The following is a 21,517-nucleotide window of genomic DNA, read 5'->3' as shown; positions in this document are numbered from 1 at the left end:
CAAGGCCCGGCACGAGCCCAGGATTGCCCGATACCACCCTGCACGGAGCGAACCCGATGACCGCCACCACGCGAACCCCGTTCGGCGATTTTCTGCGCTCTCGGCGCAAGAAGCTGCGACCGGATGCCGTCGGCCTGCACGACGGCCCGCGCCGGCGCACGCCCGGCCTGCGGCGCGAGGAAGTCGCGGAACTGGCGGGCATCGGCGTCGACTGGTATGTGCGGCTCGAGCAGGGGCGCGATGTCAGCCCGTCGGACGCGACGCTCGACGCACTGGCGCGTGCGTTGCGGCTGGACAAGGCCGAGGCCGCCCATCTGCGCACGCTCGCGCGGCGCGACACGTCGCGTGCGTTCGTGCCGGAGAGTGTGCCGCCCACCATCGCGCGGCTCGTCGCGCATCTTCACCTGCCTGCGTACGTGACCGGGCGGCGCTGGGACATCCTCGCGTGGAATGCCGCCGCGGCCGACCTGCTCGGCTTCGACCGGCTCGCGGAAGCCGACCGCAACATCCTGATCTACATGTTCGTCGAGCCGCACGCGCGCCGGCTCTTCGCCGCGAGCTGGGCCGACGAGGCATGCCGGATGATCGCGCTGTTTCGCGCGAGCCATGATCTTTATGCGAGCGATCCGGCGTTCATCGCGCTGGTGGAACGCTTGCGCGCGAGCAGCGACGCGTTCGCGCAATGGTGGGACGCGCACGACGTGCGTAGCGGGGTGTCGGGCCAGAAGGTGCTCGTGCATGCGCAACGTGGCGCGCAGCGTTATGAATACGTGACGTTTCAGGCGAACGACGATCCCGCGTTGAAGCTGGCGATTTATACGCCGGTGAGTGGCGATGGGGACGTCGGCGAATAGGGGGCGTGCGACAGGATTGCCGGTGGGTCATGCAACGGCAGGCGCCAGCCGGGCGGCCGAGGCTTGATTGGCCGGCGCCACCACCCGGCGACATATCAACGCATCGGCATCCTTTGCGTGCGAAGGCGGGTGGTGCAGCGTGTTCGGGCAGTGTTTTGCGTCAGGCCGTGCGCCGGCTCGACAAACGATTCCACAGCATTCCTGACCGGTTCCCGCTTCGGCAATACGCGAGCACCGGCTTCTGCAGCGAGTCGACCAACGCACCGAACGCATCGACTTCCGCGTCGCCGATGCGATCGCGTTCGACCGGCAGGTAGCGCGCTTCGAGGCCCAGTTCGCGGGCAGCCGCAGCGATTTCGTCGAAGGCCGGATGGTCGTCGCCTTCGCCGTCCGGGCGGTTGCAGATGACCGAGCGGAAGCCCGCATTCCGGATCGCCTTCAGGTCGGCCGGCGTGATCTGCCGCGAAGCGGAAAACCCGTTCGCGGCCGTCGCGCGGCATTGTTCGATGGCTTTGCGGAAACAGGCGATCGCGAAATCGACGTCCTGCTCGGTCGTAAAGCGACCGAAGCTCACGCGCACGGTGCGGCCCGCCGTATCTGCATCGAGGCCGATCGCAGTCAGCACATGGGACGGTGCGCCGCTGGTCGAGTTGCATGCGGATGTCGACGACACGGCGAGTTCTTCGCCGAGCATGAACGGGAAAAAGCCCGGCGCATTCACCGTCAGGCTCAGCGTATGCGGGATGCGGCGTGCCGCTGCAGCGTTCTGCGTGACATCGCCGAGCGCGAACAGCGCGTCCGTCAGGCGTGCGCCGAGCGCCGCGATCCGCACGGCTTCGCCGTCGAGTTTTCCGGCGGCCAGTTCGCACGCGACGCCCATGCCGACGATCTGATGCGTCGCGAGCGTGCCCGAGCGCAAGCCGCGTTCGTGTCCGCCGCCGTGAATCTGAGGGGCGATCCGGTCGGCGATGTCGCGGCGGACGAACAGCGCGCCGATGCCCTTGGGGCCGTAAACCTTGTGGGCCGACATCGACATCATGTCGATGCCGAGCGCACGCACGTCGATCGGCGTCTTGCCGAGCGCTTGCGCGGCGTCGACGTGGAGCAGTGCGCCTGCGGCGTGCACGATGCGCGCGATCGCGCCGATGTCGGTCAGCGTGCCGAGCTCGTTGTTCACGAGCATCAGCGACACGAGGCCGGTATCGGGGCCGATCGCCGCGGCGACTGCGTCGGCGGTGATTTCGCCGTCGCGCGTGGGCGTCAGGTAGCTGACCGACATCCCGCGCTTCGACAGGTTCGCCATCGTGTCCAGAATGGCCTTGTGCTCGATGCGGCTCGTGATCAGGTGGCGCTTGCCGGTCGCGGTTTCCGCATAACCCTTCAGCGCGAGGTTGTTCGATTCGGTGGCGCCCGAGGTCCAGACGATCTCGTCGGCATCCGCACCGATCAGCGCGGCGACTTGCGCGCGAGCGCGCTCGACCTGTTCCCGCGCCAGCCGGCCGGCGGCGTGCGAGCTCGACGCGGGATTGCCGAAGATGCCGTCGAAGCCGAGGCAGGCCGTCATCGCTTCGATCACGCGGGGATCCGCGGGCGTCGTTGCCGCGTAGTCGAGGTAGTGCAGCGTGGTGGTATCGCTCATGTCCTTCTCTTGCTCTTTCTCTTTCGGAATGGGAGAAATGATACGGGGGACAGGAGGGAAAATGGATCCAAAATTGGTCGGCAAGCTAGCTTGATATGGAATTAGGTTTTCTTGTTTTTTGATATTGGGGAATTTATTTCTTCGTGGGTCGGGGCGCGCGTTATGGCGGCGGACTGGCCATACGGATGCTTGTGCCGTCCTCCCCGATGACGTGTCCGTGGCTATCGATCCACTCCGTGTTCAACGTGCGGCGTGCCTCCGTCGTCGGGTTGTCGTGAGACGCATGGACATGCGGCGCCTTCCCGCGTCATTGCGAATTCGGGGAGGTAATCGCTACCGTTCCCCGGTTCGGTCAAGCCGTCGGCTGCGGATCGGATGACACAGCCAATCGGTGAGCATCACGAACCCACGCGTGCAATGCGCTTTCGTACTTCGCCGGGATCGTAATCGTGAGTGTGGTGACGCGCGTGTCGTTGCCCGGCAGTTCCAGATACCTTTGCCAAGCCTTCCGCACAAGTTGCGACATTGCGGAACGGGACATGCCGAGTTCGGCGGCAAGCGCGCGCTGTGTCCGGCCCTTGACGAAGATTTCAAACAACGCCCAATGGTTCATGGGCTTGATCCGGGTATCGTGCAACCGCAATAGTTGGAACTGTTCGGCGGTCATGCGTCGACTCTGCCGCATTCAGACACGCCCGGAAGTTTGCAGGGAAGAAATCAATGCGGCTCCGCAGGAAGTCTTGTGACCATCGAATGCGACGGCGCGGCCTTCAACGTCAAACGCGACGTCTCCTTCGGCAATCACACCGGCTCCGTGAATCGGACATGAACACGCGTCGCCAATGCGGGCGACCGCGCGTCCCATTACCTTGCTCCTTCCGGCTCCGGACTCAACCCGGCCACCGTGGGTGTGTACGTCGCCTACCCGAACAATTCCTCGCATATAACCAATCTCCTGAATGACTCGGCGCGGTGGTCGCGTTCGCTCGAAACGCGCTGTCGCGTCGGGTTACATCACCACGAATAGCCTTGCATCCCGTAATCGGTATCGTGACGGCGTCCCCACCATGGCAGGTAGGCGTTGTTCCCGCCGCGCGCGCGGAACCAATCCTTGTCCGGATCGATTGGCGTGAGCTTGGATGGCGGCATGACGACAACTGCGACGGGATGCTCCGGGTCGGTCGTGCCGGCGACCAACGCGTTACCGCCGAAGTGATTGATCCGGCCAATTGCCAGCGCAACGTCGGTCAATGCGCTACCGGTTCCCATGTCGCCGAGCAACGCCGCCGTGTTGAACGTCTGCTTCTGGTGGTCGTATTCGGGCAGGACTTCGGTAAGTGTCTGCGACAGGCCGACAAGGCGCTTTGATGCGGCGTCGCTACCGGCACCCGCATCGTGAACGATGTACTTGAGATCCGGGACCGCAATCCCTGCGTTGCGCGCTGCCTGATCGATGGTCGCTTTCCACGCTTGCACCGTTCGTGTCGTGCCGGCCTTCTGCGAAAACTCGTCGATGTTGCCGGTCGCGGCCTCGCCGATCCATGCAAGCGGTTCGCGCTCGGTGTTGAAGGTCGGGCCGGCGAGGAACAGCACGACGAGGTTTTCGTTGATCTGCGCGTCCGTGGGCGGGAAGCTAGGCGCATCCCAATTCATCACCCAGACGCTTTTGTCGGGGTTCGCCTGCAGGTAGTTCAGCGCCTTGTTCAGCGACGTGAAGCCGGCGTTCGCACCGCCTTGCGTAACTTGCACGTCGGGGGGAGTGTCGCGGCTCCACAGGGTCTTGGGGGACGGCGGGCCGATTTCAAAGAATGTCATCATTCGATCTGTCATGCGCGACCGAGCGAACGTTGCATCGAGGCGATAAGGAATAGCGATTTCGACACGTGTACCGGCAAGTTCACGCCAGTCCTTCTGGCTCTCCGGTTTCACAGTGTAGAAATACTTCGCGTTTGTCCCATAGCGAGTTCGAAGTAGCAGTATAGATTTATCAACGTACTTGGCATAGAAGCCCTTGAACGTCTCGGCACCATCGTTGCCATATACAAGTGCCCCGATGGATTTGAGCTTCGAGAATGACTTCGGATCGGTACGCACCATGTCGTCGTTCTTGTTTGGAGCGACAAGCCCTTGCGCCCACAACAATTGCCATTCAGTTGGGTAATCCATACGTTGAAGTGGATTGAGCCAAATCAGGCCGACAACTTGCGCGATGAATGGCTTGGAAGGTTCTTCAGTCGGTGCGGCGAAACTGGCGTCTTGATTGGCTCCCGGTGCGGCTTGCGCGGGGCGCATCATTGCTGTGGTTATCAACAACGCCATGAGCGCCAGCAGGCCAGGGGCAATCACTAATCGTTTCATCCAATCTCCTGTTTCGAGTAATGCCGGATGTTGTTGGTCAAAATGTGCCATCAGGACGATCATCAGCAGAGCCGCCGTTATCCACACCGCGATCGCCACGGCGACGCGTCGCGGCCATGTAGTGATCAGCGCCTTCATACCACCCCCCCGGCCTTCAGATAAAGCTGGCCTTCGCGCTCGTCTACGATCTTGCCGGGCATGTTGCCTTCGCAATCTTTGACGTGCACCCATTCATGCATCGCCAGCCGGTCGAGTTGCCCGGACGCAAAATAGTCGGAGTATTTCTTGTGCTCGTTGTCCAGTGGAATACCTTCCCCAATCCGCCAGTCAGCCTCAATCCGCAGCGCTTTCAATTGCTCAGGCGTCAGGTAACAGGGACCAATCGCAATATCATACGCAAGCGCCTTTTCCGCATGTTCCGGGTTCGTCATCGTCGTTGAGTGGTTCGTCGGGCTGTTAGTCGTACCGCGATCAAACCAATCCGTGATCTGCTTGTCGCGCCAGTCCTTGTAGCCGTCAGGCAGATCACTCTTCCCATCCTCCCCGATAACATGACCGTCGCCGTCGACCCACTCGGTGTTCAACGTGCGGCGCGCCTCCATGCGCATCAGTGCGCGGTCCTCGTAACGCTGTCCGGCTTCACTATCGGCCGTGCCCTTGGCGTCGCCGTCCTTGTTCTTCGCCTTGTACTGGTCATAAGGATCGTCGGCCTGTTTGTCCGAATCGGTCTTGCTCGCGTCGCGCCATGCGGACGGCGGATCGTTACCTTCGTTGAAGTCGCTTACCGCGTCGCCGTCCCGCGTTTCGACTGGCTTGCCGAACCGCAGCGCCTTCGGCGGAAATGTTTCGTCTAATGCAGGAGCATCCGCCACGATCGTCCATCCCTTCGGCGGGTCTTCGTTCACACGAAACATCTTCAGTGCGGAAGTCGCTGTGGTCGCCGCATACATGATCGGCGCAGTGATCAATGTCCCCATCATCCCGAAGATCGATTCGTTTCCTTTGAGCGCACCGATCAGACCGAATTTGGCCGGCGGCGACGGTGGGTACCAGAAACCCGGCGTCGTTCCTTTCTTGTCGTGCCGCCAGTCGTCTTCCCAATATCGATAGGGCTTCTGCACACCGACCGGGAAGCCGGATGCGAACACACGTTGCGTCAGGACGCCGGAAACGCCGATGTCGTCGAGTTCATGCTTGCCGATACCGCGCCAGCCGATACCTTGCACGGTTATTGCCGAGATCACCTGATCGTGCGGGCAGCAATACGACGTGACGCGCCCATACGTCGAACCGTTCAGACCGTGACGCGCACGGTCATCCTGCGCGGCATAGGACTTGTTGCTCGTCCGCGATACGCGGCCATTTGCCATGTCTTCGTCAACCTTGTCGGGCGACAGTTCGTATGCGGCGCGGGCGCCGATGATCGACAGGAATTTTCCGAAGGTCTGCGTGCGCGCCGCGTAAGTCTGCCGTCCGCGATGGCCCTTGTCGTCCCTCGTCCCGCGCTGTGACCACGTGTCCATGAACGTGCTGGATTTTTGCTGACCTTCGCCCTGAGCGAAACTGTACGGGGCGTTCGCCAGCACATACGTGTCCGCGACACAGCTTCCCTCGCGTTCCCACGGGTCTTTCATTTTCTGGAGCGCATCGCCGAAGAAAGCCGCTGCCAGGCCTACGATGTTGCCTTGGCTGTGGCACACGACCGTGATCGGCACGTTGGCCTGCATCCTGCGGATCGACTCGATCAACCTGGCGAGCCGCAAGGCGGCAAGCACGCCGTACGCACGCGGCGGTGCGCGATACAGTGGCCGGTTGGTCGGGTTGATTGCCTGCACGGTTGTCCACCCGAACGCCCGGTCGTCGAGGCCGCCGTGCCAAAGATCGGGTAGGCTTGAACAGCCGTTCGTGAACGGCCCGCCGCCCCAATAATCCTTCTCGTTCAGAAAAATCTTGTCGCCGTACTCCTTCAGTTCTTCTAGTGTTGCCCTATAGCCCCACCGAAAATGGATGACGGGCGAGAACGACGGGTCGGGCTTGACGTAATTGTCGGCCAGCAGCTTGGGATTCAGAAACCCATCCGGCGTCACGCTCTCGGTGTACTTCGCGGGCGTCAACTGTCCGGCATCGACGCCTTGATACTTCATCTGATCGTCCAGACGTCCAAGCCGGCGATTCAGGCCGTCACACAGCCCTTCTTCGGACGCTTCGAACCATTCGCCTTCAGAGTTGACGCCATGAACGAAGATGACGACACCGGGCAATGGAAGTTGCTTGATGCAGATAAGCCGGTTGTTCTTGTCGAACAACATTGGCCCGTCGGTTCGGCCGACGATGACAGGCGGCGGTTCGGAATGCGATGCAGCCGTGTCGGGCGCGTCGGTCTTGGTGGTGGGTTCGTCGGTGCGCGCGTCCGCTACCGGTCGAGGATCGAGAAACGAGTCGGCCATCGTCTTAAACGTTCTTCTTGATGAACTGCACCGCCAGTTTCTCGAACCGGTCGGCATGGACCGCCGGCAGTTCGCCGGCCGCGTCGGTCGTCAGGTTCGACAACGCCCCGGACGCCTTCAGAATTTGCCCGTCGAAGCCTGCCACCGCATCGCCATCGGTCGCGCGAACGAGTTTCGGCACGCGGCCAAGCGGGGCTTTGTCGAACTTCGGCATATCGGTGTCCATGCTGGCCGGATCACCCCATAAGTGGCCCGCCGACTTCACCGTGAAGGTGCCGGGGCAACCGAGTTCGATGTTGCCGCCGTCAAGCTTGAGATACGCGCCGCCCGACGTGACGAGCACCACTCGATCGTTTGCCATGCCGGTAAGCGCGCCGCCGGCCGCAGTCAATTGAATGTTCTTCGCCGAATCCACCTGCGTGTCGTCGTTCTGCGACTGGATCGTCACCTTTCCCTGATTCGCGATCGCCGACACACCGTCGCTGTGCGCGAACATCGCGATGCCATGCCCGCCATGCAGATTGATGCGCTCGCCGCTGGTGATTTGCACGTGTTGCTGTGCGATCTGGTTAACGTTCTCGCCCGCATATACGACATGCGTTTTAGGAGTGACGTGCAGCGCCCCTGCCTGCGCGCCGAACGCCATCAATGCGGATGTGTCCTCGGTCGCACCGGAATTCGAGCCGCTGGGCGCCCAGTGACGGAACGCATCGGCGAGCTTGTCCTGACCGGCGGTATCGGCGGACTGTCCGCCATGCTGGCCGGCATAGTCGCCGAGCGATTTGAAGAGTTCCGTGCACTGGTCGAGCAAGTGAATCAGTTCATCGCGATCAAGCTGACCACCGGTCGCGCGTGTGCGCGCATAGGTCGATAACAGAATGCCTTGGGCGGCCCGCAACGCCGCCGCGGCGTCGGTGCGCAGTTCCGCACCTTCGCCACGATGGCTTCCGTGTCCATCCTTCCGGGGCTGCGTCAGGTACCCCAGATTCAATTGGGTATGCGCGTGTTCGCTCGCCAACTGCGCCGAGATTTGCGATGGCGTATCGTCCAGGCGAAGCTGGTTGTACCGATCGCCGTTGATTTCCTTGGTCTTGATCCCGGACAAGTAGCGGTTGCCTGGTAGCGCGCCGGTATCGCTGAAGGCCGCGGGCGGGTTCGCCCCGTTGCTCAAAACCCCGATGATGACCAAACGGTCTGGATCGCCCGACAGGCACCCGAGCAAGACTTCCATCCCGACCCGAGGCAGGAAGAGCGCACCGAAGTATTTGCCCGCCAGACTCGTCCCGACACGTATCGGCGCACTGTCACCGGCCGAACCGTTCGTTCCGGCACCTTGCGCGTGCGCATGATCCGCCGGATCGAAGCCGTGAAGCCGCACGCGCACGCGGCCGGCTGCGTCGCAAAACACTTCTTCCCCCTGCGTGCCCACGATCGTGCCGGTCAGCAGGTGAGCCGGCGGGAGGTCGGTTTTCGGATCGTAGGGCGGCTTGAGCGGCACACCGCGCCGCACGCACGTGAAGCTGTTCTCGTAGCGCGTGTCCGTCTGTTCCGACGCATCGGCCGGTGCGGGCGGTGCGGTTTGCGTGAGGTTCCGGCTCGCCGCGAATAGTTCGATCACGCGGCCCGTCAGGTCTTTCGGCAGGTTGTTCCAGATATCGTGCCGAACCGACGTAACGACGAACTGCCGCTGGTCGGCCAGCTTCATGTCCAGTTCGGGGTCGCCCGTCAGCGTGAACCAGTGACCGACCGGCATATCGCGCACGCTACTCAGGCCGTCGTAGCGCTCCGCGTCGAACTGGTGGGCCAGTATCCGGTCGTGTGTGAGGCGGTCGTGATCGTTCCACGAATCGCCGACGTGCGGAATGTCGATCGCAACATCGGTCAGCAATCGGGCAAGGTCGTTGCCGGCGTCGCCCTGATGGATGCCGGTTGCGATGGCGGATTCGTCTACGCGGGCTTTCTTGTAGTCCCACGACGGACGGCTGGCTTTGCCGGGGGACAGGCTTTGACAATGCGCGAACAGCGTCACGGTATCGCGTTGCTCGGTTCCCGCATCGCGCGGGTGAAGACGCACGGCACCGGCCGGCGATTCCGCCAATCGAAGCGGGTTATCGCAGAATACGAGCGTGTGAATCGGCCGGTCGTCGACAATGCTGCGTGCCCCTCCGACCGGCCCGGCCTTCGCAAAAACCGTGATGCCTTCGCGCCGCAGCAGTCGGCGCACAAAGCGCGCGTCCGACTCGTTGACCTGCCGCGTCAGTTCGCGTACCGGATAGCGCTCGGCTCCCAATCCCGACAGATCGAAATCGAATGCACGCGCGAGTGCGGCGCTGCGTTGTCGCCATTCGTTCATCAGCGTGGCAAGAATCTCGATGACGCTCCGCGATCGGAATACGCGGGAGTTGGTGCGGCGGTCCATCAACGAAAGCGCATCACAGACGCGCAACTGGTACACCGTCAGCTCGCCGTCGGATTGACCCATGTGCACGTCCCGCACGATCGCATTGATCGTCCGCACGTCGCCCCGGTCGGTTGTTAGCCGGACCGATACAGGCAGGCCGAGAAACAGCGTGGGCGACAGATGATCGCGCGTGGAAACGCAGGTCAGGTACCCGTCGATTCCCGACATCAACCCTTCGCGGATATCGGCATGATGGAGCGCCAGCAGATGGCCGACTGCGCGCTGCGCCTGCCCGAAATGAAGGGCGACCGGCCGCTTGTTCCAGTCGACACGACCGGACGCAAAGTTTCGAAGTGTTGCTGCTATCGACATGACGGCAATCTCGTTATTATTTTTTCCGGATTCGGACTTGTTCGAATCGGACTCTCGGTTCGATAAAACGATGGCGTTCGTAATTTCGACGCGGAGAATATCAAACTTATATCGGTTTCAATACGTATTGATATTTTGAGATGAAAAATCGTGCGTTAAGAAACAGTATTTGACGTTTTTGTTGAGGTGGATCTGTTAATAAAAGTCCTATATCGAACATATTCGGTGATATTCGTATCTGTTCTTTTCGGGTCGTCGCACCGCGATGGCTGGTTTTTTCGTCGAAACCGAATGGGATCGTCAATATTAAAAATCAGGCTTTTCCCAATTCAGAATGGACATCGGCACATTGCAGTATCGGAAGGGGCCAGAACAGGATCGTGCTCGTGCACTTGCCGTGCGTGTCTGTTCGAGCATGTACAGTCAAAAAACGCCTGCCGCAGGGTTCACACCGGTAGCGCCGTCGGGTGGTGCAGGATGAGTCGTGCCATATATCCGGATCGAACACGTTGGCGCCGAGCTTGCCGGGTCGTATGCAGGCAGGGCGTAAACGGGGCAATACACCGATTCTTCGATGTCCATGAGGGATTTCCCCGTAACGCGTGCGCGAGCGTCATTTTCAACGCCGCGCCGATTCACTCCATGCTTCCCCACCGACACTTTCGCCCACCCCTCCCGATTATTTGCATTTCGCGAATGGCGCGTTCGCCGGTTGTTCCATACCGGATCCGCGGCCTTGCACCTATCGTTCGGGCGTCGGCTGATTGAATTCGACGCCTGAAACCGGAAAGGCGGCCGGCACTTCGTCGCGATTCGCGTCGCACACAAAAGACATCGGACCTGGCTCATGCGCAGGCGCTGCGGCGCGCGCAGGCGAACCGGCGTCCACGGAGACGGAAATGAAAGCAAACGAGTGGGATACCTCCTATGAATGGAAGGCGGTGACGCTGCTGGCGCTCGGTTTCGGGCTGGTCGGCCTCGACCGCTGGCTCATCGCGCCGCTGTTCCCTTCGATCATGAAGGACCTCAACCTGACCGCGCAGGACGTCGGCAACTGCATCGGCGTGCTCGGCCTGTCGTGGGGCGTCTTCGCGGCGCTGATGGGTGGTATCTCGGACAAGATCGGCCGGAGGAAGGTGCTCATTCCGGCCATCATCGCGTTCTCGCTGCTGTCCGGCTTTTCGGGGCTCGCGGGCGGCCTGCTCGGGCTGATGGCGATTCGCGGGCTGATGGGCGTCGCTGAAGGCTCGTTCTGTCCGACGAGTTTCGCGGCGACGGCCGACGCGTCGCATCCGCGGCGGCGCGGCCTGAATCTCGGCCTGCAACAAAGCGGCTTCGCGCTGTTCGGACTGGCGCTGTCCCCGATCATTGCCACGCAGTTGCTCGGCTTCGTGTCGTGGCGCTGGGTCTTTGCGCTGGTGGCGATTCCCGGCCTGATCCTCGGCGCGATCATGTTCTTCGTCATCCGCGAGCCGAAGGTCACGAAGGCGGTTGCGTCGGAACACGCGCCGGCTTCGCTCGGCCATGTGCTCAAGAGCCGCAACATCCTCGTCGCGATGGCCGCACTGTGCTGCGCGATGACCGGCGTCTTCGTGCTCGGCGCGCTGCTGCCGCTGTACCTGACGGATTACCTGTCGCTCGGCACGCAGAAGATGGGCCTCGTGGTTTCGGCGATCGGCTTCGGCGGTTTTCTCGGGCAGTTCGGGTTGCCCGGCCTCTCCGATCTGGTCGGCCGCCGCCTCGCGAGTATCGTCGGCTTCGCGGGAACGGCCTTGATGCTCTATATCTTCCGCGGCCTCGGCCCGCAGCCGCTCGCGTTGTTCGGCGTCCTGTTCGTCGCGTCGTTCTTTACGCTCGGGCTGGTATCGCTGCTGTCCGGCCCGGTCGCGACCGAGGCGGCGCCCGTCGGCCTCGTGTCGACGTCCATCGGCGTGGTGGTCGGCGTCGGCGAGATATTCGGCGGCGGCATCGCGCCGGCGATGGGCGGCTACGTCGCCGCACACTTCGGTATCCAGAACATTCTGTGGTTGCCGATGTGCGCGGTCGTGCTGGGCATCCTGGTCAGCATGCTGTTGAAGGAAACCGCGCCTGCCGTGCTGCAGCGTCGCGTGGTCGCGCAACCGGAACTGGCGGCCGGCAAGCAGCCGAGGTAATAGCCGCGCGGGCGTGCCGGCGAACGCCGGTGCCGGTGCGCTTCGCTCCGCGATTGACATCGTTTGGGCGACACAGTGACGCCTTTCGCATGACGCAGCCCATGGCCCGCTACAGGTAGACTGGTGACTTCGCTGTCGAAAAAGGGCGCAGTATGGACCGGTTTCTGAGCATCGAGGCATTCGTAAGAGTCGCCGAGGCGAGCAGCTTCGCCGAGGCGGCGCGGCAGCTTGGTGTGACGAGTTCGGTCGTGACGAACCGCATCCAGCAGCTCGAGAAGTTCGTCAATGCGCCGCTGTTTCATCGCAGCACGCGCCACGTGCGCTTGTCCGAAGTGGGCGAAGCGTTCTATCGCGAGTGCGCCGAGGTGGTGGGGCGCGTCAACGAGTTGACGGACCAGATGCGCGAGCTTCGCGCCACGCCGACCGGGCGGCTGCGCATCCAGATGCTGCCCGGTTTCGCGCTCGATCACTTCGGCGCGCCGCTGGTCGAATTCAATCGACGCTACCCGGGCATCCAGCTCGACGTCATCGTCAACGATCGTGTCGTGGACCCTGTCGAAGAAGGGTTCGACATCGCGTTCCAGATCTTTCCGCCGATTTCCGAGTCGCTGATCGAGCGACGGCTGTTCACGGTCAGGCGTCTCTTCTGCGCGTCACCCGCTTACCTCGAAGCGCATGGTGCACCACAACATCCGCGCGATTTGCTGCAGCACACCACCGCGCTGTATTCGGGTTATCCGTCGCGCAATCGCTGGACGATGACGCGCGACGACGAGGTCGTCGAAATGGAGCTGCCGGGCATGATTCGCTCGAACTCCGTTCACCTGCTGCGCGAGTACGCGCTGACCGGCGGCGGCATCGTTTGCCTGCCGACGCTGGTGGCGAGCGACGCGCTCGTCGCGGGCCGGCTGGTGCCGATCCTGACCGACTACCAGCTCGCGCCGCTGAGCTTTGCCGCCGTTTATCCCGCAACGCAGCGACAGGCGTTGAAGGTGAAGGCTCTGGTCGAATTCCTCGCCGAATACATCGGCGCCGAGTCCCCGTGGGATCTTCCGCTGCTGGAGCGTGGCTGGGTGCGGTGAATCGCGCGATTATTCGCGAAACGCAAATGCCGTAATCGCCATCCGTTGCCTTGTTGCCGCTGTTCCTTGCCCCTAGAGTTGAATCCAACAAGCAGTTCAACTCAGGAGACAGCAATGACCGACACGGCATTCCACACCGTCTTTGGCTCGCTCGACAGCTACAGGAAGGGCGAGATCGAAATCACCAGCGGCAGCGCCCAGCACTACGCATTCTCGAACGTCTTCGACGTGGCAGCGAAGTCGGCCCCTTACGAAAAGGTCGTCGCCGGCAAGAATCTCGAATACGTGATCGAAGTGATGAGGACCGAGGGCCAGTCGCCCTGGTTCGCGTGCGCCCATGACGAGTTCACGATCCAGATGGATGGCGAAGTCCGGATCGAATTCATCAAGCTCGACACGCCGCCGGCATCGGGCCGCGGCACCGTCAGCGCCGGCACGCAACCGGCCGGCCGCAACATGGGGTACGTCGTCCTGCGCAACGGACATCAGGCGCTGCTGCCGGCCGGCTGTGCGTATCGCTTCGTCGCCGGCAAGCCGGGTGTCGCGCTCGTGCAGACCATCCTCGGCGAGCTGTCCGTCGAGAAGTGGGCCGAGATCTGCCTGCACTGACCCTTCCGACCGCTCACATTCGACTACCCCAGGAGACACGTTATGGCCACCCTCGAAACCCTCGACCCTTCCGCGGGCTTTGCAGCCGATCTGGTGCGATCCACGGAGGCCGATGCGGTCACCGGCTACCGCCGCTTCCAGCTCGGCGAATTCGCGTTCCAGCGCGACGAATATTTCGTGAAGATCAGCTGGCCCGCGAAAGGCCAGACGCGCACGCATGCGATGCCGGCGGACGCGTTCCTGCGCGCGATGATGCGCGACGTGGCGTGGGGCTTCTTCTACGGCTGGGTGAATTTCGATCACGTGTTCGGCACGCGCAATCACTACGGCAAGGTGGACATGTATGCGGGCACCTTCAACGGCATCCTGAAAGACGCCGGGGTCGACTACACCGAGACCTTCGAAACGCCGACGATCATGGCGACCTTCAAGGCAATGCTGCACGACTGGACGAACGAAGGCTTCGACCCGTTCGCGGCGCCCGAGGAAACGGGCACGGCATTCGGGCGCAAGCACGGCGAAAACGGGTCGGCCATCGAGCGCACGCGGATCGCGACGCGCCGCATGCCGGGCCTCGAAGGCGACTCGCCGCTGCGCGACGACCCGCCGGTCAACCGCGCGTTCCTCGATGTCGCCCAGGACGAGCCGGAGGTGCATGTCGAGCCGGGCTTCGAAGGCGAGCTTCACGCGTTCAACCTGTTCAAGTATCTGTCGCGCTCGGACGTGACATGGAATCCGTCGGTCACGTCGGTGTGCGGGCGCAGCCTGTTCTGCCCGACCACCGAGGAATTCATCCTGCCGGTCTTCCACGGCAACGATCGCGTCGAATGGTTCCTGCAACTGTCCGACGAAATCGTGTGGGACATCGGCGACAAGAACACCGGCGCGCCGCGGGCACGCGTCACGATGCGCGCCGGCGACATTTGCGCGATGCCCGCCGACATCCGGCATCAGGGCTATTCCACGAAGCGTTCGATGCTGCTGGTCTGGGAAAACGCGACGCCGGACCTGCCGCAACGCTACGAGAGCGGCGAGCTGGCTCCGTATCCGATCGCGTTCTAGGCAGCGCTTCAGCTTCAGATTCAGATTCAGCACTATATCGAGGACGATTCATGCAAACCCAACTCTTCATCGACGGGCGCTTCGTTGACGCCGTCGACCGCGGCACGATCGACGTGCTGAATCCTCACGACGGCTCCGTCATCGCGAAGATCGCTGCGGCCACCGCGGCGGACGTGGATCTGGCCGTCGAAGCCGCGACCCGCGCGTTCCCGAAATGGTCGGCCATGCCGGCAGCCGAGCGCGGCCGGCTGCTGCTGCGCCTGGCCGATGCGATCGAGGCCAATGCGGAGGAGCTGGCGCAGCTCGAATCGCTGGACACCGGCCACCCGATTCGCGATTCGCGCTCGCTCGACGTGCCGCGCACGGCCGCCTGCTTCCGCTACTTCGGCGGCATGGCCGACAAGCTCCAGGGTTCGGTAATTCCCGTCGAAACCGGCTTTCTGAACTATGTGCAGCGCGCGCCGATCGGCGTCGTCGGCCAGATCGTGCCGTGGAATTTTCCGTTGATGTTCACGAGCTGGAAGATGGGTCCGGCGCTGGCCGCCGGCAACACGGTGGTGCTCAAGCCGTCGGAAATCACGCCGTTGTCGACGTTGCGCATCGTCGAACTGATGGCCGAGGTCGGGTTCCCCGCGGGCGTCGTCAATATCGTCCCCGGCTACGGGCATACGGCCGGCCAGCGGCTCGCCGAACACCCGGGCGTCGGGAAGATCGCGTTCACCGGTTCGACGGCGACCGGCCGCCGGATCGTCGAAGCGTCGCAGGGCAACCTGAAGCGCGTTCAACTGGAGCTGGGCGGCAAGGGCGCCAACATCGTCTTCGACGATGCCGACCTCGATGCCGCCATCAACGGCGCCGCTTGGGCGATCTTTCACAACCAGGGGCAGGCGTGTATCGCGGGTTCGCGTCTCGTGCTGCACGAACGCATCGCGGACGCGTTCCTCGAGCGCTTCGTCGCACTCGCATCGTCGATCCGGATCGGCAACCCGCTCGACGCCGATACCGAGATGGGCCCGCTGACGTCGAAGCAGCACCTCGAGCGCGTGCTGTCGTTCGTCGACGTCGCGCGCGAGCAGGGCGGCCGCGTGCTCGCCGGCGGCAGCGCGCCGCAAGATCCGGCGCTCGCCAATGGCTACTATGTGCGCCCGACGGTCATCGAAGCCAAAAGCGCGACCGACCGCGTCGCGCAGGAGGAAGTGTTCGGTCCGTTCGTCACCGTGCTGCGCTTCGGCAGCGACGAGGAAGCGCTTGCCATCGCCAACGCGACGGAATACGGGCTGGGCAGCGGCCTCTGGACCAAGGACCTCTCGCGTGCGCACAAGATGGCGTCGCAGATCAATGCGGGCATGTGCTGGATCAACTGCTACAAGCGCGTCAATCCGGGCAGCCCGTTCGGCGGCGTGGGCAAGTCGGGCTACGGCCGCGAGATGGGCTTCGAGGCGATGCACGACTACACGGAAGCGCGCTCGGTATGGGTCAATGTCGACGGCAACGTGCCGCCGCACTTCAAGCGCTGAGGCTTTCATGGAACGCTTCGTCTATCAAGGCACGCCTTCCCGCGTGGTGTTCGAATGGGGTGCGCTCGCCAGGCTGCCGGACGAGCTGTCGACGCTCGGCGCGCACCGCGCGCTCATCCTGTCCACGCCCGAGCAGCGGCCGCTTGCCGACCGAGTGAAGGAGGTGCTCGGCGAGCGCGCGGCCGGCGTGTGCGCGCAGGCGGTCATGCACGTTCCGGTCGAAGTCGCGCGCGCCGCGCGCGAGATGGCCGCCGAGCTGGGCGCGGACTGTTGCATCGCGATCGGCGGCGGTTCGACGATCGGGTTGGGCAAGGCCATTGCGCTCGAATCGTCGCTGCCGATCCTGGCCGTGCCGACGACTTACGCCGGTTCGGAGATGACGCCGATCTTCGGTCTCACCGAAGGCCGGCTGAAGCGCACCGGGCGCGACGCACGCGTGCTGCCGCGTACCGTGCTCTACGACCCGTCGTTGACGTTGTCGCTGCCGCCGGGCATTTCGGCGGCGTCCGGCGTCAATGCGATGGCGCACGCGGTCGAGGCGCTCTATGCGGAAGACGCGAACCCGGTGATCAGCCTGATGGCCGAAGAATCGATTCGCGCGCTCGGCGAAGCATTGCCGGTCGTGGTGCGCGATCCGGAAGACCGAACGATGCGCAGCCGCGCGTTGTATGGTGCCTGGCTCGCGGGAACCTGCCTTGGCGCGGTCGGCATGGCGTTGCACCACAAGCTCTGTCACACGCTCGGCGGCACCTTCAACCTGCCGCACGCGCAGACGCACGCGGCGATGTTGCCGCATACCGCGCACTACAACCACGCCGCTGCACCCGACGCGCTGCGCCGCGTCGCGCGGGCGCTGGGCGGGAACGATGCAGCGGAAGCCGGCCCGCTGCTGTTCAGGTTGAACGAGCAGCTCGGCATCGCGCCGGTGCTCGCCGACATCGGGATGCCGCAGGAAGGCCTCGACGAAGCGGCCGACCTCGCGTGCCGGAACCCGTATGCGAACCCGCGGCCGATCGAGCGCGCGGCGATTCGCGCGTTGCTCCAGGACGCGTGGGAAGGGCGCGCACCGCATTGAATGGCCGGACGCGCAAGCGGAGACAAACGTGATGAACGACCACCATGACGGCGACACGAGGCTGACCGAGCAGGTCGTCGCGAGCTTCGACGGCACGCCGAACCCGCGCCTGCGCACGCTGATGCAGAGCCTCGTGCGGCATCTTCATGCGTTCGTACGCGAGACGGAACTGACGGAGGCCGAGTGGATGGCGGCGATTCGCTTCCTGACCGAGACGGGGAAGATGTGCGACGACGTGGTGCGCCAGGAGTTCATCCTGTTGTCGGACACGCTCGGCGTCTCGATGCTCGTCGATGCGATCAACCATCGCTTCGCCACCGGCACAACGGAAACGACGGTGTTCGGCCCGTTCTATATCAAGGGGATGCCGGAGCGTGCGTATGGCGAGAACATGGCACTCACGCCGGGCGCACCGGTCGTCGTGCACGGTCGCGTGCTGACCACCGACGGCGCTCCGGTGACGGACGCGGTGCTCGACGTGTGGCAGACGGCGGAGAACGGCATGTATTCCGGGCAGGACACGGCGCAACCGCACGGCAACCTGCGCGGCCGCTACCGGACCGATGCCGAAGGCCGTTACGCGATCACGACGATTCTGCCGGTCAGCTATCCCATTCCGACCGACGGCCCGGTCGGGAAGATGCTCGACGCCACCGGCCGCCATCCGTGGCGGCCCGCGCATCTGCACTTCATGATCGACGCGCCGGGGTTCCGTACGCTCGTCACGCATCTGTTCGACGAGGACGATCCGTATCTGAAGTCGGACGCCGTTTTCGGCGTGAAGCCGTCGCTGATGGTTGCGTATCGCCAGCGCGCCGCGCATGACGCGCTCGCCCGTCAGATCGGCCTTAACGGCCCGTACCGCGAAGCGACGTACGACTTCGTCCTCGACAGGAGCTGACCAAATGGCTCGATTTTTCGCGGTGTTTGCGACGGACCAGCCCGGCATGCGCGAGGTGCGCGACCGCGTGCGGCCGAGTCATCGAAGCTACCTGCGCTCGGCTGCGCAGCACGGCGTGTATGTGCGGCTCGGCGGCCCGACGCTGGACCCTCAGGGCGACGCGATGAACGGAACGCTGCTCGTCGTGGAGGCGGACGACATCCATGCGGTGATGCAATTCGTCGGAAACGATCCGTATGTGAAGGAGGGGTTGTTCTCGCGCGTGGAAGTGCGGCCGTGGGACTGGAGCCTGGGAAACCCCGAGCAGAGAGTGTGAATCATGGGCGCAACGCAACTCTGCCGCTTTTCCGATGTGCCTGACGGCGGCGCGCGGGTCGTCGACGAAGCATGCATCGGACGCCCCGTCATCGTGGTGCGGCGAGGCGAGCAGGTATGGGCCTACGTGAATCGTTGCCCGCATTTTTCGGTGCCGCTCGATTTTGTACCGGGCAATGTTTCCTGCTACCGGTCGCAGGTATTGATGTGTGCACATCACAGCGCGCTGTTCCGGTTCGATGATGGTGTGTGTATCGACGGACCATGCTCGGGATCTGCGCTGGAAGCCGTGGATGTGGAGGTGGATGCCACTGCTTGGGTGGTCAGTCGAGGCGCCTGATTCGAGCGTTCTGATCAGTAAGGGTGGGACCATTCCATACGGCGATTTCCATATTTATAAATAAGTAAAACTAAGCATATTTTCGGAATCTTTGTATCTGCCGGAATGAAGGCGTTGTCATACGAAGCATTGGGTGAGCACCCGCCACGTAGGGGGTGGCAGGCTCGCACTTCCATAAAAAGACGGAGACTGAATGAAACTCAGGTTTGGAGCAGTGGCGATTCTTGCCGTAGCGCAGGGCGCATGGGCACAGAGCAGCGTGACGATGTTCGGTTTGATTGACTCCGGCATCACGTATGTCAGCAACGAGGGCGGCGGAAAGAACGTCAAATTCGACGACGGCATATTCGCGCCCAACCTTTTCGGCTTCCGCGGCACGGAAGATCTCGGCGGCGGGTATCGCGCGACGTTCGCGCTTGTGAACCAGTTCTCGATGGCGAACGGCGCCATCATCGGGTCCGGAATTTTCGGACGCAATGCATACGTGGGCCTCGAGAGCGACCGGTTCGGCAGCATCACGCTGGGCAATCAGTACGACTTCATGGTGGATTCCCTCTTTTCCAAGGGAAATGCGATTGCGAGGGACATCAATGGGCTATACGGCTTTCGGAATGGCCCGTTCCAGCGCCTCGCGCTGCCGGGCAATCCGACCGGTGCGTTCGATTGGGATCGCACGGCAGGCAGCAAGCCGATCGCGAATTCCGTCAAATACAGTTCGCCGACGGTCGCGGGTTTGTCCGGCGGCGTGATGTATGCGTTCGGTGGGGTGGCCGGCGCGATCGGCGCGGACAATGCCGTCAGCGCCGGGTTGAACTATGAGGTGGGGGCTTTCGGGGTGGGCGCGGCCTACACGAACGAGAAGTACGGTCCGGCGCCGGGCACGCCGTCGACCAGCGTGCGGAACTGGGGCGTCGGGATGCATTACGACTTTGGTGTCGTGACTGCGAGTGCGCTGGTGACTACCGTTCGGAATTCGTTCAACGATGCCGGCGTGTGGATGGCCGAAGCCGGTGGGGTATGGCGGGTCAGGCCGGACGTCGTCCTGGGGGCGAAATACATGTACATGAAGGGTAATGAAGCGGTGAGCAATAACCATGCTCATCAGTTCAGCGTGGCGCTTCAATACCTGTTGTCGAAACGGACGATGGTCTATGTGTCGGCTGATTATCAGCGGGCGAATAGCGGCGCGAATGCGCAGGTTAATGGCGTGCTGGATCCGAATGGGGCTTCAAGTTCGGCGAGCCAGACGGTGGCGCGGGTGGGGTTGCATACGGTGTTTTGATTGTGGGGTGGGGCGGCGGGCGGAACTTGCGTCAAGGTCCGCCCGCCGCCGGACTGGTCGCGCGGCGACATGTCGACATGTGCGCCGCCGCTCGCTTCCAGTCGATTGTTGTCGCCCGAGCAACACGGGAGTGTGCCCGTTGACCTGCTGCCGGGCCGACAATGAGCTTACGATGAGACGCGCCGGCCATCGATGAATTCAAGCAGTGGATGCGTTGCCGATCGTTCCGCTCTATAGTGCTCGTCGTTGACCGCTCTGCGAGAAAATCAGGAGTTCGCCGTGTTTCACCGGAAATCCAAGTTGGGTCGTTCGAACTTCGTGTGCGTTGTCACCTTGACGATGATGCTGGCGCCAGTCGCGGCGCATGCAGAGGCGGAGGCTGTCGACGGCACGACGCGCATCGCGTCCGCCGTCAATCACGACACGTCACCCGCACGACCGATTGTCGGCGACGACCCGGTTGCAATTCGGGATGCCCTGAAGAAGCAGCACATCAGCACCATCCCGCCTTCCTTGAGCAACCGGGTTCGCGGCCTGGTCTCCGGTGCTGCCGGCCGGCATGGCCCGAATCCCGACCTGGCGGCCGTCGATCTGGATCGTGACGTGACGTTCGTCGTGCCGGTGCGGTACGGGCTGAGGTACCGGCAACAGCGGCACCTATTGACGCTGGACGTCGACCTGTTCGACGCAGAGCGCGACGACCGGACGGGCATCCTGCTCAGAAAGGTTACGACGGGGCCACGAGGGCGAGGGCTCGTGATTGCACCCGAAGCGAAGGCAAAAGGGTACATCCAGCAGATCGACATCATCGAACTCGAGTCCGGGAAAGGCAAAATGTCCACGGTTCGTGGCCGCATGCGGCTTTCGCCCGCCGTGTACGCCCAAACGCATGGCGACTTCGCACTCGTTTTTTCCGGGCGCCTGGTTCGGCCTTACCTGACCGAACAAATCGAGCATGTCGATCCGAGCATTGACGAGCCGACGGACATTACGACCAGGATCTCCAGGTTGCACATGGATCTCCATGGCATCTGGCTGGTGAGTCCGTCGACCGGTGTCGTGCTGTCGAAGAAACTGCGTCTGTCGAAGTAGCGTTTTTCCTGTACGAGG

At 63.0% G+C, this 21,517-nt stretch carries 18 protein-coding genes; 12 read left to right on the top strand and 6 right to left on the bottom strand.

All coding sequences use genetic code 11. The features are described from left to right. Positions 1–56: 56 nt before the first annotated feature. Positions 57–854 carry a helix-turn-helix transcriptional regulator gene (locus JYG32_RS26045; RefSeq protein WP_213265526.1) on the top strand — a complete coding sequence of 266 codons (798 nt, stop codon included), beginning with the start codon at positions 57–59 and terminating at the stop codon, positions 852–854. A 160-nt stretch (positions 855–1,014) separates the two neighbouring features. On the opposite strand, the gene JYG32_RS26040 is transcribed toward JYG32_RS26045, so the two are convergent. From JYG32_RS26040 to JYG32_RS26015, 6 genes are all read right to left on the bottom strand, one after another. After that, a complete protein-coding gene (locus JYG32_RS26040) occupies positions 1,015–2,493 on the bottom strand; it encodes an aminotransferase class V-fold PLP-dependent enzyme (RefSeq protein ID WP_213265525.1) in 1,479 nt (492 codons plus the stop codon). 352 nt (positions 2,494–2,845) lie between these two features. Beyond that, complete coding sequence (locus JYG32_RS26035) at positions 2,846–3,160, bottom strand: TrfB-related DNA-binding protein (RefSeq protein ID WP_174378369.1); 315 nt, start codon at positions 3,158–3,160, stop codon at positions 2,846–2,848. Positions 3,161–3,178: 18 nt separating this feature from the next. Beyond that, positions 3,179–3,436 (bottom strand): PAAR domain-containing protein, encoded by a 258-nt coding sequence (locus JYG32_RS26030; RefSeq protein ID WP_174378368.1) that lies wholly within the window; start codon positions 3,434–3,436, stop codon positions 3,179–3,181. Between the two features lie 71 nt (positions 3,437–3,507). Further along, positions 3,508–4,989 (bottom strand): virulence factor, encoded by a 1,482-nt coding sequence (locus JYG32_RS26025; RefSeq protein WP_213265524.1) that lies wholly within the window; start codon positions 4,987–4,989, stop codon positions 3,508–3,510. Further along, positions 4,986–7,160, bottom strand: a complete 2,175-nt coding sequence (locus JYG32_RS26020) for a T6SS effector phospholipase Tle3 domain-containing protein (protein WP_433960874.1) — start codon at positions 7,158–7,160, stop codon at positions 4,986–4,988. Before JYG32_RS26020 ends, JYG32_RS26025 begins: the two co-directional genes overlap by 4 nt. A 142-nt stretch (positions 7,161–7,302) precedes the next feature. Then, positions 7,303–10,071 (bottom strand): type VI secretion system Vgr family protein, encoded by a 2,769-nt coding sequence (locus tag JYG32_RS26015; RefSeq protein WP_213265522.1) that lies wholly within the window; start codon positions 10,069–10,071, stop codon positions 7,303–7,305. A gap of 899 nt (positions 10,072–10,970) precedes the next feature. On the opposite strand from JYG32_RS26015, the gene JYG32_RS26010 reads away from it, so the two are divergent. The 11 genes from JYG32_RS26010 to JYG32_RS25960 all read left to right on the top strand — a co-directional run bounded on the left by JYG32_RS26010 (position 10,971) and on the right by JYG32_RS25960 (position 21,499). After that, the gene (locus JYG32_RS26010; RefSeq protein WP_213265521.1) at positions 10,971–12,224 is read left to right on the top strand and encodes an MFS transporter; all 1,254 of its coding nucleotides are present in this window, start codon (positions 10,971–10,973) and stop codon (positions 12,222–12,224) included. 152 nt (positions 12,225–12,376) lie between these two features. Further along, positions 12,377–13,306: a LysR family transcriptional regulator gene (locus tag JYG32_RS26005; protein ID WP_213265520.1), complete on the top strand. Its 930-nt coding sequence runs from the start codon at positions 12,377–12,379 to the stop codon at positions 13,304–13,306. A 114-nt stretch (positions 13,307–13,420) separates the two neighbouring features. Next, entirely contained in the window at positions 13,421–13,915 is a 495-nt protein-coding gene (locus JYG32_RS26000) for a hydroxyquinol 1,2-dioxygenase (protein ID WP_213265519.1), read from the top strand. 42 nt (positions 13,916–13,957) lie between these two features. Continuing rightward, positions 13,958–14,977 (top strand): hydroxyquinol 1,2-dioxygenase, encoded by a 1,020-nt coding sequence (locus JYG32_RS25995; RefSeq protein ID WP_213265518.1) that lies wholly within the window; start codon positions 13,958–13,960, stop codon positions 14,975–14,977. 50 nt (positions 14,978–15,027) lie between these two features. Then, on the top strand, positions 15,028–16,494 hold the full coding sequence (locus JYG32_RS25990; RefSeq protein ID WP_213265517.1) for an aldehyde dehydrogenase family protein: 1,467 nt from the start codon (positions 15,028–15,030) through the stop codon (positions 16,492–16,494). Between the two features lie 7 nt (positions 16,495–16,501). Then, positions 16,502–17,569: a maleylacetate reductase gene (locus JYG32_RS25985; RefSeq protein ID WP_213265516.1), complete on the top strand. Its 1,068-nt coding sequence runs from the start codon at positions 16,502–16,504 to the stop codon at positions 17,567–17,569. Positions 17,570–17,597: 28 nt separating this feature from the next. Beyond that, positions 17,598–18,470 carry an intradiol ring-cleavage dioxygenase gene (locus tag JYG32_RS25980; RefSeq protein WP_213265515.1) on the top strand — a complete coding sequence of 291 codons (873 nt, stop codon included), beginning with the start codon at positions 17,598–17,600 and terminating at the stop codon, positions 18,468–18,470. A gap of 4 nt (positions 18,471–18,474) precedes the next feature. Beyond that, a complete protein-coding gene (locus JYG32_RS25975; RefSeq protein WP_174378357.1) occupies positions 18,475–18,786 on the top strand; it encodes a YciI family protein in 312 nt (103 codons plus the stop codon). A 3-nt stretch (positions 18,787–18,789) separates the two neighbouring features. After that, positions 18,790–19,125 carry a Rieske (2Fe-2S) protein gene (locus tag JYG32_RS25970; RefSeq protein ID WP_213265514.1) on the top strand — a complete coding sequence of 112 codons (336 nt, stop codon included), beginning with the start codon at positions 18,790–18,792 and terminating at the stop codon, positions 19,123–19,125. Positions 19,126–19,318: 193 nt separating this feature from the next. Beyond that, entirely contained in the window at positions 19,319–20,407 is a 1,089-nt protein-coding gene (locus JYG32_RS25965) for a porin (protein WP_213265513.1), read from the top strand. Between the two features lie 279 nt (positions 20,408–20,686). Then, complete coding sequence (locus JYG32_RS25960) at positions 20,687–21,499, top strand: hypothetical protein (protein ID WP_213265512.1); 813 nt, start codon at positions 20,687–20,689, stop codon at positions 21,497–21,499. Positions 21,500–21,517: the final 18 nt, after the last annotated feature.

The organism is Burkholderia pyrrocinia (genome assembly GCF_018417535.1).
Lineage (GTDB): Bacteria > Pseudomonadota > Gammaproteobacteria > Burkholderiales > Burkholderiaceae > Burkholderia > Burkholderia pyrrocinia_E.
Note: the sequence above shows the minus strand (reverse complement) of the source record. Positions and strands in the feature narration are given on the sequence as shown.

Coding starts and splice junctions, on each gene's coding strand:
- JYG32_RS26025 (WP_213265524.1), bottom strand. CDS start 4,989: ATGAAGGCGCTGATCACTACATGGCCGCGACGCGTCGCCGTGGCGATC.
- JYG32_RS25985 (WP_213265516.1), top strand. CDS start 16,502: ATGGAACGCTTCGTCTATCAAGGCACGCCTTCCCGCGTGGTGTTCGAA.
- JYG32_RS26030 (WP_174378368.1), bottom strand. CDS start 3,436: ATGCGAGGAATTGTTCGGGTAGGCGACGTACACACCCACGGTGGCCGG.
- JYG32_RS25970 (WP_213265514.1), top strand. CDS start 18,790: ATGGGCGCAACGCAACTCTGCCGCTTTTCCGATGTGCCTGACGGCGGC.
- JYG32_RS25965 (WP_213265513.1), top strand. CDS start 19,319: ATGAAACTCAGGTTTGGAGCAGTGGCGATTCTTGCCGTAGCGCAGGGC.
- JYG32_RS26020 (WP_433960874.1), bottom strand. CDS start 7,160: ATGTTGTTCGACAAGAACAACCGGCTTATCTGCATCAAGCAACTTCCA.
- JYG32_RS26000 (WP_213265519.1), top strand. CDS start 13,421: ATGACCGACACGGCATTCCACACCGTCTTTGGCTCGCTCGACAGCTAC.
- JYG32_RS26005 (WP_213265520.1), top strand. CDS start 12,377: ATGGACCGGTTTCTGAGCATCGAGGCATTCGTAAGAGTCGCCGAGGCG.
- JYG32_RS25990 (WP_213265517.1), top strand. CDS start 15,028: ATGCAAACCCAACTCTTCATCGACGGGCGCTTCGTTGACGCCGTCGAC.
- JYG32_RS26045 (WP_213265526.1), top strand. CDS start 57: ATGACCGCCACCACGCGAACCCCGTTCGGCGATTTTCTGCGCTCTCGG.
- JYG32_RS26035 (WP_174378369.1), bottom strand. CDS start 3,160: ATGACCGCCGAACAGTTCCAACTATTGCGGTTGCACGATACCCGGATC.
- JYG32_RS26015 (WP_213265522.1), bottom strand. CDS start 10,071: ATGTCGATAGCAGCAACACTTCGAAACTTTGCGTCCGGTCGTGTCGAC.
- JYG32_RS26010 (WP_213265521.1), top strand. CDS start 10,971: ATGAAAGCAAACGAGTGGGATACCTCCTATGAATGGAAGGCGGTGACG.
- JYG32_RS25975 (WP_174378357.1), top strand. CDS start 18,475: ATGGCTCGATTTTTCGCGGTGTTTGCGACGGACCAGCCCGGCATGCGC.
- JYG32_RS26040 (WP_213265525.1), bottom strand. CDS start 2,493: ATGAGCGATACCACCACGCTGCACTACCTCGACTACGCGGCAACGACG.
- JYG32_RS25995 (WP_213265518.1), top strand. CDS start 13,958: ATGGCCACCCTCGAAACCCTCGACCCTTCCGCGGGCTTTGCAGCCGAT.